Here is a 13,129-nt window from a genome sequence, read left to right on the forward strand (position 1 = left end):
CAAGCTGCAACACAGAGTAGTGTGGCAGAAGATCCTGGCGCCTTGCCCGCGCACAATTTTCAGCCATCAAGCGGGGTATGGCATTGTTGCTCAAGATGGCCTTTCTCGCGTTGTAACTTGCAGCTTGAGGCTTGCAGCTTTACGAAAAATTTTGTTTCTTCATCCATGGAATAATCCGCTCGAAGGCCTCTTCAATCTGATCCAGGGAGGTGGAGTAGCTGATGCGCAATGCGCTCTTGCCGGCTTCGCCGAAGGTGTCGCCGGAGATGGTGCAGACGCCGGTTTCCCGCAGCATTTTCAGGGCCACGTTAGCGCCGTCCACTCCCTCCGGAAGAGAAGGGAAGAGATAGAACGCGCCTTCCGGTCGGTAGCCGGTGAGGTGTGGGGTCTGTTCCACTAACTCCACCAGGCGGTCGCGGCGTTGCTGGTATTCTTCCACCATGCTGTCGATAAACTGGTTGCTGCCACGCAAGGCCGCGACGCCGGCCCATTGGCAAGGTGTGTTGGCTACGGTGGTGGTGAACATGTGGTAGCGGCGCAGTTTCTTGATGGCGCCCTGGCTGCCGATCAGCCAACCTACTCGCATGCCTGCCATGGAAAAGGTTTTTGAGAAGCTGCTGATCACCATCACGTGATCCAGATCCGAGCAGCAGGACAGCACGCTGGGGTATTCACGGCCATCATAGATCAGATGATCGTAGACTTCATCGCTGATGACATGGATTCCCCGATAGGCAGCTTCTTCCACAATGGCTTCGATGGTTTCACGTGGGTAGATGGTGCCGGTGGGATTACTGGGGGAATTGAGAACCACGGCAAAGGTGTTGGGCCCCATGGCGTCGATCACTTCCTGGGGATCCAGCTGGTGGTCATTTTCAGCACGGGTGGCAATGTGTTTTACCGTGCCACCGTTCATGCGAATCAGTGGGCCATAAAGCATGAACGAGGGATCCGGGACAATGAATTCCCGTCCCGGTGCGGAGGTGGCTGTCAGGGCCAGATAAATGGCTTCCGTCGCCCCGGTGGTGATCATCATGTTTTCCGGAGACAGTGGGCGGCCGTAACGTTGGCTGTAATAGTCCGCCAGTGCTTCCAGCAATTCCGGCAAGCCGGCATCCATGGTGTAGCCGGTCTGGCCTGCGTTCAGGGCGTCTACCCCGGCCTGAATGACATGCCCTGGTGGTTTGAAGTCCGGCTGGCCGATGGACAGGTGGATCACGTCGTCCAGATCTGCGGCCAGGTTCACCATGCGGCGAATGCCCGGCACCGGAATGGTGAGCAACGCCGGGTTCCAGATCGGGTCTTCGCTTTCGTAGAAATCCGTGTCCAGATTGATATTGCCCATCATGTTCTCCTGTTGGCGATCAGTCCTGCCGTAGGAGCGTCGTTGGCGGCGCGATAACCATCGCCGGAATCGCGCCGCCAGCGACGCTCCTACGGAGAGAGGCTAGTCCTGCAGCATTGGCGGCAGGTGAACGAATGGCTGCGCCTGTTCGAAGGCATGGCCGGCGGCCAGCACCCGGGCATCGTCGAATCGGGCGCCGACAATCTGCAACCCCATGGGCATGCCATTACTGTTGAGCCCCATGGGCACCGACAGCGCTGGCTGGCCGGTCATGTTGAAGGGGTAGGTAAACGGCGTCCATGTGGGCCAGCGAGTGCTGGGCCAGTCCACCGGCACTTCACGGTTGGTGTCGAAGGCTTCGATGGGCAGGGTGGGGGTGATCAACAGATCGTATTTGGTGTGGAACACCGCCATGCGTTCACTCACCGCCATGCGCTCGTTCATGGCGCCGAGGTAATCAAGCATGCTGAGCTTCTCTGCCTTGGCTGCCACTTCCACCAGAGCCGGATCCATCAGGCTGCGTTGGCGATCGCCGAGGTCGCGCATGGCATTGGCGGCACCACTGTAGAAAAGGTGACTGAAGGCGGCCAGCGGGTTACTGAAGCCCGGGTCGGCTTCGGTGACGATGGCGCCAAGGGCTTCGAACACCTTGGCGGCTTCCTTGAAGGCCTTGTCGATGTCCGCATCCACGTCTACGTAGCCCAGATTGGGGCTCATGGCGATGCGCAGCCCCTTCATGGGCTGATGCAGCTCCTTGACGTAATCGATGTGGCGACGGGGGGCCGCCAGACTGTCGCGGGGATCCGCTTCCGTCATCACGTTCATCATCAGTGCCGCATCCGCTACCGTGCGGGTCATGGGGCCGGCATGGGCGAGCGTGCCGAAGGGGCTGGCGGGCCAGTGGGGCACTTCACTGAAGGTGGGCTTGTGGCCAACGATGCCGCAGAAACCGGCAGGAATGCGGATGGAGCCGCCGGCATCAGTGCCCAGCGCCAGCGGAGCCATACCCGCGGCGACGGCGGCGGAGCTGCCACCGCTGCTGCCCCCTGCGGTCCGGGCCGGGTTCCAGGGATTGTTGGTGGGGCCGCATAGAGGGCTGTCGGTAATGCCTTTCCAGCCGAATTCCGGTGTGGTTGTCTTGCCAAGAGGAACATAACCGTGGCGCTCCAGTGCCGCTACGGCAGGGGAGCGTTTATTGAGCGTGGATTCCGGGTCGATGGTTTTTGACCCCTTCACCGTCGGCCACATGGGTGTGAGGAACACATCCTTGACCGCCACCGGCACCCCATCCAGCAGACCTTCAGATTTACCATTCTGGTAACGTTGCTCGGATTCTTGAGCCCATTGCAGTGTGGTGTCACGGTCGATCAGACACCAGGCATTCAATGCTTCATCGTGCTTTTCAATATGATCCAGCAGGGTGGAGCAAACTTCCACCGGCGATAAGGCGCCTGTCTGGTAGGCGGCTTTGAGTGCCTGGGCACTCATGGTCAGTAGTTCCTTGCTCATCGGCGTACCTCCTGGTTTGACGCTCATCGCTTGGGTCAGAAGCCCGGGCTGGGTTGTTGTTTCAGGCTTCTGGCATCAAGCGTTACTTACATAGCCATGTTCCTTGCTGACGGGGTTTTTCAGGGGTTCCCCTTGTTGCCAGCGTTGAAAGTTATCGACAAATTGTTGGCCAAGTGCCGCGCGCCAGCCGATGAAGTCTCCGGCCATATGGGCAGAGATCATCACGTTGGGTTGATCCCATAGCGGGTGATCGGCGCGCAGCGGTTCTTCTTCAAAGACATCCAGCGCTGCGCCGCCCAGCCGTCCGCTTTGCAGGGCGGCGAGCAAGGCGTCGGTTTGCACGATGGGGCCGCGACCCACATTGATCAGCACCGCGCCGGGTTTCATGCGCAGGAACTGGTCTGCATCGAACAGGCCTTCGGTGTCTGATGTCAGTGGTGCGGTAATGATGACGTAGTCCGCGTCCGGGAGCAGATCTGGCAGATCCTCTTGAGCATGGACCTTTTCAAAGACGGTATCCTCGCGCGCATTGCGAGCGGTGCCGATGACGTTGACACCCAGAAGCCCGAGCAGGGTGGCTACTTCGCGGCCTATGGAACCGGCGCCCACTACCACAGCCTGGCTGTCCCGCAGCAATCGGGTTTCGCGATGTTGCCAGCGGTGTTCCTTCATCAGTGACAGATTGGTGAGCGTGTCCTTGGCAAACAGCAGCAGGGCACCGAGCACGTATTCGGCAATGCCACGATCAAAAATGCCGCGGGCGTTGGTGACCACGATCTCGCTGTTGCGGATCGGCTCGATCATCAGCGCATCCACACCGGCACTGGTGGCATGGACCCAGCGCACCGGACAATTCTGTGGCCACACCGCTTCAAGCATCCCGGTACGGAAATCCGTCACCACCAGCACATCGCTCACCGGCAGCGCCGCTTGCAACTCCCCCCGCGTCCGCGCCTCACGCACCTCGGCCTGACCGGCAAGGGAATCCAGACCAGGCAGGCTCGGTTCGTCTTCGGCGAGCAGGACGGTGATGGTGGGTTGTGTCATTTAAACTCCTTCGTTAGCTACAAGCCGCAAGCCACAAGCTTCAACGCGGGCAAGGTCTGATCCTTTTCAGACTCTGAGCCCGCGGTTGGGCTGTTGACGCGGCGGAAACCGCTTTCAACTGCAAGACACTGAAGCGCGTTGTAGCTTGCAGCTTGTTGCTGTTTTTCAGGTTTCTTTCAGGGCCGCCTCGAACAGGCCAACGGCCTTGTCAATTTCTGCTTCGGTGACGGTGAGTGGTGGTAGCCAGCGGACCACTTGTCCCTGGCTGCCGCAGCGCAACATCAGCATACCGTTTTGTTCGCAATGTTTGAGAATCCGGGCGGCGCGGTCACCGTCCGGGGTGTGCGGGGCACTGACCATTTCTACGCCGAGCATCAGGCCTGCACCCCGGATTTCATCAATGCAGTCGTGTTCCTTCTGCAGGCCTTCCAGGTGGCTGCGTAACGCATTACCGAGTTTTTCTGCGCGGGCGACCAGTTGTTCTTCCTCGATGACATCCAGGGTTGCCAGGGCGGCGGCACAGGCAACCGCATTGGCACCATAGGTGCCGCCCTGTGAGCCGGGGTAGCCGTGATTCATCAGTTCCTTGCTGGCGGCAATGGCGGACAGCGGATAGCCGCTGGCCAGGCCTTTGGCGGTAATGATGATGTCGGGTTTTACGCCGTAATGTTCGTGGCTCCAGAATTTTCCGGTACGGCCGTAGCCTGCTTGAATCTCGTCGGCGATGAGCAGGATGCCGTGTTTGTCGCAGCGCTCCCGCAGACCTTTCATAAAGGTTTCGGTGGCGGGGTAGTAGCCGTACTCGCCCTGCACCGGTTCGATAATCATGGCGGCGGTGTCTGCCGGATTACATTCGGTGGCGAAGACATGGTCCAGTTCGTGCAGGCAGGCCGCGACACACTCATCCATGTCCTGATTGTAACGATAGGCATGGGGGAACGGAGCGATGCTGACCCCGGCCATGAGCGGTTGCCAGCCAGTGCGTACCTTGCTGGTGGAGGTGGTTAGGGAAGCCGCGGCCAGAGTGCGTCCATGAAAGCCGCCCCGAAATGCGATCAAATTGGTCCGGCCGGTGGCCTGGCGAGCCAGTCTGACGGCGGCTTCCACGGATTCGCTGCCGGAATTGGAAAACGCCACGGCGTCCAGCCCCTGGGGCAGATGTGAATAGAGGCGATCGGTCAGGGCGAGCATGTTGGGGTGGGTGACGGTGGCGTACTGGGCATGCACCAGTTTGGCAACCTGCTCCTGGGCGGCTGCTACCACTTTGGGATGGCAGTGGCCGGTGGCAGTGACGCCAATGCCGGAAGTGAAATCCAGCCAGCGATTGCCGTCCTTGTCGTAGAGCCAGCTACCTTCGCCGCGCTCCGCACAAATGCCACTGGACTGTACCAGCAGGGGGGACAGATGACTCATGGCGCCTCCTTTCTGTCGCGCTTTGGCCGTTGGGGTTATCCCGCAGCCAGTCGTTGACTCAGTCGTTGCCCGGTTTCTCTTGTTCCCGAGAAAGCGTCTTTCAGATCCTCTGCAATCAGGTCATGCAGATGTTGTGCCGCATTGCCGATGGCCGGATGTTTCGGGGCCAGATTATCCAGCAGCATGGCGAGACTCATCAGGGTGGCCCTGGGGTCCGCCATGTTGCGGCCCGCAATGTCCGGGGCGCTGCCGTGCACCGGCTCAAACAACGCAGGTATACGATCATCCGCCGGATTAAGGTTGGCTGAGGGCGCGAGCCCCGGGCCGCCGCACAGTACCGCGGCCAGGTCTGTGAGAATGTCGCCGTGCAGGTTGCTGGCCACCACCACATCGAAGCGCCAGGGGCATTGCACGAATTTCATGCAGGCGGCATCCACCAGTTCATGATGTGTGTCTACATCCGGATATTCCTGTGCAATGCGTTCAAAGGTTTCGGTATACAGGTCGCCCCAGAAGGGTTGCGCATTGCGTTTGGTGATCAGACACACCTGAGCCGTGGTGTCGTTGGCAAAGTGTCGAGTGATGTTGCGCTTTGTGGCGCGTTGGCGAGCGCGTTCGAAGGCATGCCGGATCAGGCGTTCAGTGGCGCCGGCGGTAAAGACTTCCACCTGGGTCGCCACTTCGCTGGGCGTGCCCGCGCGTAAACGACCGCCCTGATTGCTGTACTCCCCCTCGCTGTTTTCCCGGATTACCAGCATGTCCACATCGTTGGCCCGTGCGTCAGCCAGATACTGGGGGGCGCCGGGCAACCAGCGGGCGGGGCGCTCGCAGGCCCACAGATTCAGTTGCTTGCGCAGTTCCAGCAGGGGGGAAAGGGAAACACTGTCGGAAAGCACATAGCGCTGTGGGTCATCGATGGGTCCGGGGTCTCCCAGGGCGCCCAGCAGAATGGCATCGAAGGCGCGTAGTTGTTCGACGCCGTCTGCCGGCATCATCTCTCCATGTTGTTGATGCCAGGCATGGGAAGGCCAGTCGAAATTCACCGCTTCCAGAGGCAGCTTGAAGCGCTCCACCAGCTGCGCCAACAAGGTCTCGGTGACTGTCATGACCTCGGGGCCAATACCGTCACCGGGGAGTAGGGCGATTTTCAGCGTTTCCGTCATCCATAACTCCTGTCAGCGGCGAGCTTCCAGCTATCAGCAACGCGCTTAAAACCGGAACCTCGGCATCGCTGCAATCAAGGTTTTTACCCGGCCAAAGGATCATCATTGTGTCTGCCCTGTGACCGCGCAGCGGCTCGTCGCAAGAAGCTGGTAGCTGCTTTTAACTCCCCATGCAGAGATATTTCTCTTCCAGGTATTCGTCCATACCCTGGTGAGAACCTTCCCGGCCGAGGCCGGATTCCTTGACGCCGCCGAACGGGGCGGCGGCGTTGGAGATGATGCCTTCGTTGACACCGACCATGCCGCTTTCCAGCGCCTCTGCCACGCGCCAGCAGCGGTGGATGTTGTTGCTGTAGAAGTAGGCGGCCAGTCCGTAAGGGGTATCGTTGGCGATACGGATGGCTTCCTCTTCATCGTTGAAGCGGATCACGGCTGCCAGGGGGCCAAAGGTTTCTTCCGCGCAAAGTTGAGCGTCCTGGGTAACGCCGGTAATCAATGTGGGTTGCACAAAGCTGCCCCCTTTCTGGTGGCGCTGCCCACCTGTTATCACCTTGGCGCCCTTGCCCAGTGCATCCTCAATATGCTCCATGACCTTGTCCGCGGCGCCGCGGTTGATCAAGGCTGCCTGGGTGACCCCTTCCTCAAGGCCATCGCCAATCTTCATGGCCTCAATGGCGTTTTTCAGTTTTTCCACGAAGGCGTCATGGACGCTGTCCTGAACCAGAAAGCGGTTCACGCAGACACAGGTCTGGCCGGTGTTGCGGAATTTGCTGGCCATGGCACCTTCCACTGCCTTGTCCAGGTCCGCATCGTCAAACACGATGAAGGGCGCATTGCCACCAAGCTCGAGAGATACCTTCTGGATGTGCTTCGCGCACTGGGCCATCAACTTGCTGCCGACCTCAGTGGAGCCCGTGAAGCTGAGTTTGCGTACAATGGTGGAGTCGGTTAGTGCCGTGGAAATGGCCCCGGCACTGCCGGTAATCACGTTGAATACGCCGGCGGGAATGCCTGCTCGCTCTGCCAGTTCTGCCAGTGCCAGGGCCGAATAGGGAGTGGCACTGGCCGGTTTGACCACCATGGTGCAACCGGCGGCCAGTGCTGCACCGGCCTTGCGAGTGATCATGGAAGAGGGAAAGTTCCAGGGGGTAATCGCTGCGGTAACACCGATGGGTTGCTTGATGACGACAATACGCTGACCGGGCTTGGCACCGGGAATGGTGTCGCCGTAGGCGCGGCGTGCTTCTTCGGAGAACCATTTCAGAAAAGAAGCGGCGTAGGCAATTTCCCCCTTGGCTTCGGCCAGTGGTTTGCCCTGCTCAAGCGTCATCAACCGTCCGAGATCGTCTTGATGCTGCATCATCAGGTCGTGCCAGGCTTCAAGCAGGTTGGCGCGCTCTGCTGCCGGCTTGTCCCGCCAGGCCGGGAAGGCCGTATTGGCAGCCTCGATGGCCTTGTTGGTCTCGGCTTCGCCCATGCGGGGGGCGGTGCCTATCGCTTCTTCGCTGGCCGGGTTATCTACCTGAATGGTGCTTCCGTCGTCGGCATCACACCATTGCCCATTGATGTAACACTGTTCACGGAATAGGGCCTGATCCGATAGCTTTACTGAGGTCATTCCGGGTCTCCTTGCGAACGCGTCTGTCTTTCACGCTAGCAAAGCCCACGGATATGTCTATGCCGAATTTCAAAAATCAGTTTGGGGCCTAAGGAAATCAGCTGCTAGCGATTAACTGTGAGCTGCGGGAAAAAGTGGAGAAGCAGAAACACTGAACAGGAAGGACGCTGCCACAGAGGGCGATGGGGCGCGGCTCAAGAAGTGCAGGTTGGCACTGGGCTTGGGCCGCGTTGCAGCTAGAAGCTGGCAGCTTATCTCCGCAGTCCCTCGGTAAGGTGGGGTTTGATCTTTTGCAGCAGGCCCTTGAAGACTTTCGGGCTGCCGGCGACGACGCCGCCGCTTTCCAGGAATTTATGGCCACCGCTCAGATCGCCGATCAGACCACCGGCTTCCGTGATCAGCAGTGCGCCCGCGGCCATGTCCCACTCGGCCAGGCCGAATTCGAAGAAGCCGTCCAGACGACCGGCGGCCAGCCAGGCCAGATCCAGTGCCGCGGAGCCGGGCCGACGCAGGCCGGCGGTGCTGGCGGCGATATCGGCGAACATGCCCAGGTAGGCGTCCATGAAGGGAGCTTGATCCTGACGGAACGGGAAGCCGGTACCGATCAGGCAGCCTTCCAGACCGGGGCGGTTGGTGCAGCGGATACGGCGGCCATTGAGCGCGGCGCCGCGGCCCCGGCTGGCGGTAAACTCTTCATCACGGTTGGGATCATAAATGACAGCATGTTCCAGCTTGCCCTTGTACTTGAGGGCAATGGAGACACAGAACTGTGGGAAACCGTGAATAAAGTTGGTGGTGCCATCCAGTGGGTCGATGATCCACTGGTAGTCGGCGCCTTCGCCCTTGCCTTCGATGATGCCGGATTCCTCGGCGAGAATGCCGTGGTCCGGGTAGGCTTTGAGGAGGGTTTCGATGATGCGTTTTTCCGCCGCACGATCCACTTCAGTAACGAAGTCATTCATGCCTTTCTTGCTGACAGATACCGGGTCGCTGCTCTCGGCGGCTCGTCGAATCAGGTTGCCCGCGGTACGGGCGGCTCGCAGGGCGATATTCACTTGCGGCGCATGCATGCATCTGTCCTCAAAAAAGAAATAGGCTGTCAAAGAACGCCGGTGCACAGGGCGAACCTGTCCGGGGGCGCGAATTGTAGCAGAGCCCGGGCGTTGTGGGCAGCTTAAGCGGTCATTAATACAGTCCCATGATAACATTGCCATCTTTTACGACCAGACCTCTGTACAGGAACGCTGATGCTGGAAAATGTGCGTATCGTGATGGTGGAAACCACCCATCCCGGCAATGTGGGGGCGGCAGCCCGGGCCATGAAAACCATGGGGCTGTCGGATTTGCGTCTGGTGCAGCCGCAGTCTTATCCCAATGTGGAGGCCACTGCGCGGGCCTCCGGGGCCGGTGATGTGCTGGAGGCGGCCCAGGTCTGCCAGAGCCTGGATGAAGCCCTGGAAGGTGCCACTCTGGTGATCGGCACCAGTGCCCGTCAGCGGCGCATCCCCTGGCCCTGTCTGACCCCGCGTCAGCTGGCCGCTCAGTTGTCCCACGAGCCAGACGAAACCCGTATTGCGGTGCTGTTCGGCCGCGAAGACCGCGGGCTCACCAATGATGAGCTGCGCCGTTGCAACCTGCATGTGAGTGTGCCTGCCAACCCGGAATACGGGGTGCTGAATGTGGCCTCGGCGGTGCAATTGATCAGCTATGAGCTACGCCTGGCCCTGCTGGGGGAAGATTTTGATCTGCAGGAGTCCCGTTCGCGCAGGGAAGCCATGCCGTTGCCGGAAATGTTCTGGGATGAACCCCTGGCCACCAACGATGCAGTGTCCGGTTTTCTTGATCACCTGGAACGGGTCATGGAGCAGAGCGGCTTCCTCAATCCCGAGCAGCCTGGGCAGGTAATGACTCGCATGCGCCGTTTGTTTATGCGGGCGCGACCGGACAAAATGGAAATGAGCATCTTGCGCGGTGTGCTGGTGGCACTGGAGAAAAGAATGAACGGTACGGACAAGCCTTAAGCGGTGCCTGCTCCGTATCAATCAGGGCTTTGGTCCGTGATGAGGTAGTTATGTTTGATCGAGTACGCGAGGACATTGCGTCGGTTTTTCACCGGGACCCGGCGGCCCGCAACACCCTGGAGGTGTTGCTTAATTATCCCGGCTTGCATGCGGTGCTGTTTCACCGTCTGGCTCATGCCTTGTGGCGGCGGAGTTTCAAGCAACTGGCGCGATTTGTCTCTACTTTTTCGCGCTGGGCCACTGGCATTGAAATTCATCCCGGTGCCCAGATTGGTCGGCGCTTCTTTATTGATCACGGCATGGGAGTGGTGATCGGGGAAACCGCAGAGATCGGTGACGATGTGACGCTCTATCACGGTGTTACCCTGGGCGGCACCAGCTGGAACAAGGGCAAGCGTCACCCGACTCTGGAAGACGGTGTTGTGGTGGGTGCCGGTGCCAAGGTGCTGGGCCCGTTTACCGTACACAAGAATGCCCGAATCGGTTCCAATTCCGTGGTGACCAAGGAGGTGCCTGAAGGCGCCACGGTGGTGGGTATCCCCGGTCGGGTTATCAACAAGCCAATGACGGAAAAGGAAAAGACCCGCAAGGAGATGGCCGACAAGATAGGCTTTGAGGCCTACGGTGTCAGCAATGACATGCCGGATCCGGTAGCGGAAGCGATTCATCTGCTGCTGGATCACATGCACGCGGTCGATAACAAACTGGACAGGGTTTGCACCAACCTGAAGAAGCAGGGCATTCAGGGGTGCGATGAGAAGTTGCCGGAATTGAAGGATGAAGACTTCGAGCCGGTGAATGCTGGCGGGACGGACTAAAAAGCAGTTAATAATTAATAGTGAAACAAAAAAGGCCGCATCCGGCAGGGTGCGGCCTTTTTGTTTGCGTGTTGCCAGCTGCGGCTTTTAGACGTTAAAGCGGAAGTGCACCACGTCGCCATCCTTGACGATATATTCCTTGCCTTCCAGGCGCCATTTGCCGGCTTCCTTGGCACCGGATTCGCCGTTGTACTCGATGTAGTCGTCGTAGGCGGTGACTTCGGCGCGGATGAAGCCTTTTTCGAAATCGGTGTGGATTACGCCGGCAGCCTGGGGAGCGGTGGCGCCGACTCTGACGGTCCAGGCGCGGACTTCCTTCACCCCGGCGGTGAAGTAGGTCTGCAGACCCAGCAGGCTGAATCCGGCGCGGATGACCCGGTTCAGGCCCGGTTCTTCCATGCCCAGATCCGCCAGGAAGTCTGCCTTTTCTTCATCATCCAGTTCGGCAATTTCAGATTCGATCTTGGCGCAGATCGGCACCACGGAAGCATTTTCCTTCTCGGCCAGCTCGCGCACGGCGTCCAGCAGGGCATTATCTTCAAAGCCGCCCTCGTCCACATTGGCAATGTACATGGTGGGCTTGAGGGTAAGCAGGTTAAGGCTCTTGATGGCCTTGCGCTCGTCGTCACTGAGTGCCACAGAGCGAGCCGGCTCGCCTTCGTTGAGCGCGGGCATCACCTTGTCGAGTACTGGCAGCAAACCCTTGGCGTCCTTGTCCTGTCCCTTGGCGGCCTTGGTGGCACGCAGGTGGGCTTTTTCCACGGTATCCAGGTCGGCCAGGGCCAGCTCGGTGTTGATCACCGCAATATCATCCAGTGGGGAGACCTTGCCTGCCACATGGATCACATTCTCATCGTCAAAGCAGCGCACCACGTGGGCAATGGCATCGGTTTCGCGGATGTTGGCCAGGAACTTGTTGCCCAGCCCTTCACCCTTGGAGGCGCCAGCCACCAGGCCGGCAATGTCCACGAATTCCATGGTGGCAGGCATTACCCGTTCCGGGTTGACGATGGCCTCCAGCTTGCCCAGACGGGGGTCTGGCACCGGGACTACGCCGGTGTTGGGCTCAATGGTGCAGAACGGGAAGTTCTCGGCATCAATCCCCGCCTTGGTGAGCGCGTTGAACAGGGTGGATTTACCCACATTGGGCAGACCGACGATACCGCATTTGAAACCCATGACAGACCTCCGTAATTCGAGGGCGCAATGCTACTCAACGCGGGCTGAAAAAGCGACCACCACAGGGCGGATAGGGCGGTTGCTGGGGGGACGACGGGGCCAGGCGCTGGTGCCGATGTTCGCGGGGGAGGCTGGGCTAGACTTGTCTCAATCATGGCAGATTGATGACATTATGACGGACCGTATTCTCTACCAGTTTCCGATTTCCCATTATTGCGAGAAAAGCCGCTGGCAGCTGGACTTCAAGGGACTCGATTACCAGGAGAAGAACCTGTTGCCCGGGCCCCATCGCCTGCGCACCCGCTGGATGGCGCGGATCGATACCCTGCCGATTCTGCGCGATGGCCGGCGCACGGTGGGCGACTCCACCAAGATTGCCTATTACCTGGAGAAATATTACCCGCAACGGAGCCTGTTACCGGTAGCTCCGGATCAGCGGGCCCGGGTCATCGAGCTGGAGCAGAAATTCGACAGGCTGGGCGTGGATGTGCGCCGCTGGCTGTATGGGCAGATTATCGATCGCCCTGAAGTGATGCAGGCCATGCTCAACCCCTATGGCTTGCCCGGTGTGGTTCAGTCGGTGCTGACACCGCTGACCAGGGAAGGGGTGCGGCGCTTGTACCGGATCGAGCCGAAAGCAGTAATGCGTGCCGGTCAACGGCTTGAGGAGGGGCTGCTGTTGCTGGAAGAGCAGCTCAAGAAGGGTAGCGGTCGCTATCTGGTGGGCGATCAACTGACCCTGGCCGACATCGCCGCCGCCAGCCTGTTGGCCCCTCTGCTTAGCCCTGCCGGTACGCCCTGGGATATCTTCGATGAAAGCACCCTGCCATCAGCGTTGCAGTCCGAGCTGCAGAAACTCCGCGAGCGGCCGGCCGGGCAATGGGTGTTGGCGCGATACGCGGAGGATCGGTGACGATCAGCTACGAGCTACGAGCTACGAGCTACAAGCTACAAGCTACAAGCTACAAGCTACAAGCTACAAGCTACAAGCTACAAGCTACAAGCTACAAGCTACA

The 13,129-nt window shown here is 59.6% G+C and carries 11 protein-coding genes; 3 read left to right on the top strand and 8 right to left on the bottom strand.

Annotated features, from left to right (window positions below):
- Nucleotides 1–139: 139 nt before the first annotated feature.
- From GQF00_RS15340 to GQF00_RS15370, 7 genes are all read right to left on the bottom strand, one after another.
- Nucleotides 140–1,345 carry a pyridoxal phosphate-dependent aminotransferase gene (locus GQF00_RS15340; protein ID WP_161320051.1) on the bottom strand — a complete coding sequence of 402 codons (1,206 nt, stop codon included), beginning with the start codon at nt 1,343–1,345 and terminating at the stop codon, nt 140–142.
- 102 nt (nt 1,346–1,447) lie between these two features.
- Nucleotides 1,448–2,854 (bottom strand): amidase, encoded by a 1,407-nt coding sequence (locus tag GQF00_RS15345; RefSeq protein WP_161320052.1) that lies wholly within the window; start codon nt 2,852–2,854, stop codon nt 1,448–1,450.
- A gap of 75 nt (nt 2,855–2,929) precedes the next feature.
- The gene (locus GQF00_RS15350) at nt 2,930–3,901 is read right to left on the bottom strand and encodes a D-2-hydroxyacid dehydrogenase (RefSeq protein ID WP_161320053.1); all 972 of its coding nucleotides are present in this window, start codon (nt 3,899–3,901) and stop codon (nt 2,930–2,932) included.
- 165 nt (nt 3,902–4,066) lie between these two features.
- Nucleotides 4,067–5,314: an aspartate aminotransferase family protein gene (locus tag GQF00_RS15355; RefSeq protein WP_161320054.1), complete on the bottom strand. Its 1,248-nt coding sequence runs from the start codon at nt 5,312–5,314 to the stop codon at nt 4,067–4,069.
- Between the two features lie 35 nt (nt 5,315–5,349).
- The gene (locus tag GQF00_RS15360) at nt 5,350–6,477 is read right to left on the bottom strand and encodes an isocitrate/isopropylmalate dehydrogenase family protein (RefSeq protein ID WP_161320055.1); all 1,128 of its coding nucleotides are present in this window, start codon (nt 6,475–6,477) and stop codon (nt 5,350–5,352) included.
- Between the two features lie 160 nt (nt 6,478–6,637).
- Nucleotides 6,638–8,095: an NAD-dependent succinate-semialdehyde dehydrogenase gene (locus tag GQF00_RS15365; protein ID WP_161320056.1), complete on the bottom strand. Its 1,458-nt coding sequence runs from the start codon at nt 8,093–8,095 to the stop codon at nt 6,638–6,640.
- Nucleotides 8,096–8,346: 251 nt separating this feature from the next.
- Nucleotides 8,347–9,165: an inositol monophosphatase family protein gene (locus GQF00_RS15370; protein WP_161320057.1), complete on the bottom strand. Its 819-nt coding sequence runs from the start codon at nt 9,163–9,165 to the stop codon at nt 8,347–8,349.
- A 177-nt stretch (nt 9,166–9,342) separates the two neighbouring features.
- On the opposite strand from GQF00_RS15370, the gene trmJ reads away from it, so the two are divergent.
- Together trmJ and cysE are read left to right on the top strand one after the other, a co-directional pair.
- Nucleotides 9,343–10,116, top strand: a complete 774-nt coding sequence (gene trmJ / locus GQF00_RS15375) for a tRNA (cytosine(32)/uridine(32)-2'-O)-methyltransferase TrmJ (protein ID WP_161320058.1) — start codon at nt 9,343–9,345, stop codon at nt 10,114–10,116.
- A gap of 50 nt (nt 10,117–10,166) precedes the next feature.
- Entirely contained in the window at nt 10,167–10,934 is a 768-nt protein-coding gene (gene cysE, locus GQF00_RS15380; RefSeq protein ID WP_161320059.1) for a serine O-acetyltransferase, read from the top strand.
- Nucleotides 10,935–11,021: 87 nt separating this feature from the next.
- On the opposite strand, the gene ychF is transcribed toward cysE, so the two are convergent.
- Nucleotides 11,022–12,113 (bottom strand): redox-regulated ATPase YchF, encoded by a 1,092-nt coding sequence (gene ychF, locus GQF00_RS15385; protein WP_161320060.1) that lies wholly within the window; start codon nt 12,111–12,113, stop codon nt 11,022–11,024.
- Between the two features lie 172 nt (nt 12,114–12,285).
- Here ychF and GQF00_RS15390 point away from each other — a divergent pair, with 172 nt between their 5' ends.
- Nucleotides 12,286–13,026: a glutathione S-transferase family protein gene (locus tag GQF00_RS15390; RefSeq protein WP_161320061.1), complete on the top strand. Its 741-nt coding sequence runs from the start codon at nt 12,286–12,288 to the stop codon at nt 13,024–13,026.
- Nucleotides 13,027–13,129: the final 103 nt, after the last annotated feature.

This window comes from Alcanivorax sp. DP30, from assembly GCF_009882945.1.
Classification (GTDB): Bacteria; Pseudomonadota; Gammaproteobacteria; order Pseudomonadales; family Alcanivoracaceae; genus Alcanivorax.

Bases quoted from the DNA above. Each gene is read 5' to 3' on its own strand.
- GQF00_RS15340 (WP_161320051.1), bottom strand. From the start codon at position 1,345: ATGGGCAATATCAATCTGGACACGGATTTCTACGAAAGCGAAGACCCG.
- GQF00_RS15345 (WP_161320052.1), bottom strand. From the start codon at position 2,854: ATGAGCAAGGAACTACTGACCATGAGTGCCCAGGCACTCAAAGCCGCC.
- GQF00_RS15350 (WP_161320053.1), bottom strand. From the start codon at position 3,901: ATGACACAACCCACCATCACCGTCCTGCTCGCCGAAGACGAACCGAGC.
- GQF00_RS15355 (WP_161320054.1), bottom strand. From the start codon at position 5,314: ATGAGTCATCTGTCCCCCCTGCTGGTACAGTCCAGTGGCATTTGTGCG.
- GQF00_RS15360 (WP_161320055.1), bottom strand. From the start codon at position 6,477: ATGACGGAAACGCTGAAAATCGCCCTACTCCCCGGTGACGGTATTGGC.
- GQF00_RS15365 (WP_161320056.1), bottom strand. From the start codon at position 8,095: ATGACCTCAGTAAAGCTATCGGATCAGGCCCTATTCCGTGAACAGTGT.
- GQF00_RS15370 (WP_161320057.1), bottom strand. From the start codon at position 9,165: ATGCATGCGCCGCAAGTGAATATCGCCCTGCGAGCCGCCCGTACCGCG.
- trmJ (WP_161320058.1), top strand. From the start codon at position 9,343: ATGCTGGAAAATGTGCGTATCGTGATGGTGGAAACCACCCATCCCGGC.
- cysE (WP_161320059.1), top strand. From the start codon at position 10,167: ATGTTTGATCGAGTACGCGAGGACATTGCGTCGGTTTTTCACCGGGAC.
- ychF (WP_161320060.1), bottom strand. From the start codon at position 12,113: ATGGGTTTCAAATGCGGTATCGTCGGTCTGCCCAATGTGGGTAAATCC.
- GQF00_RS15390 (WP_161320061.1), top strand. From the start codon at position 12,286: ATGACGGACCGTATTCTCTACCAGTTTCCGATTTCCCATTATTGCGAG.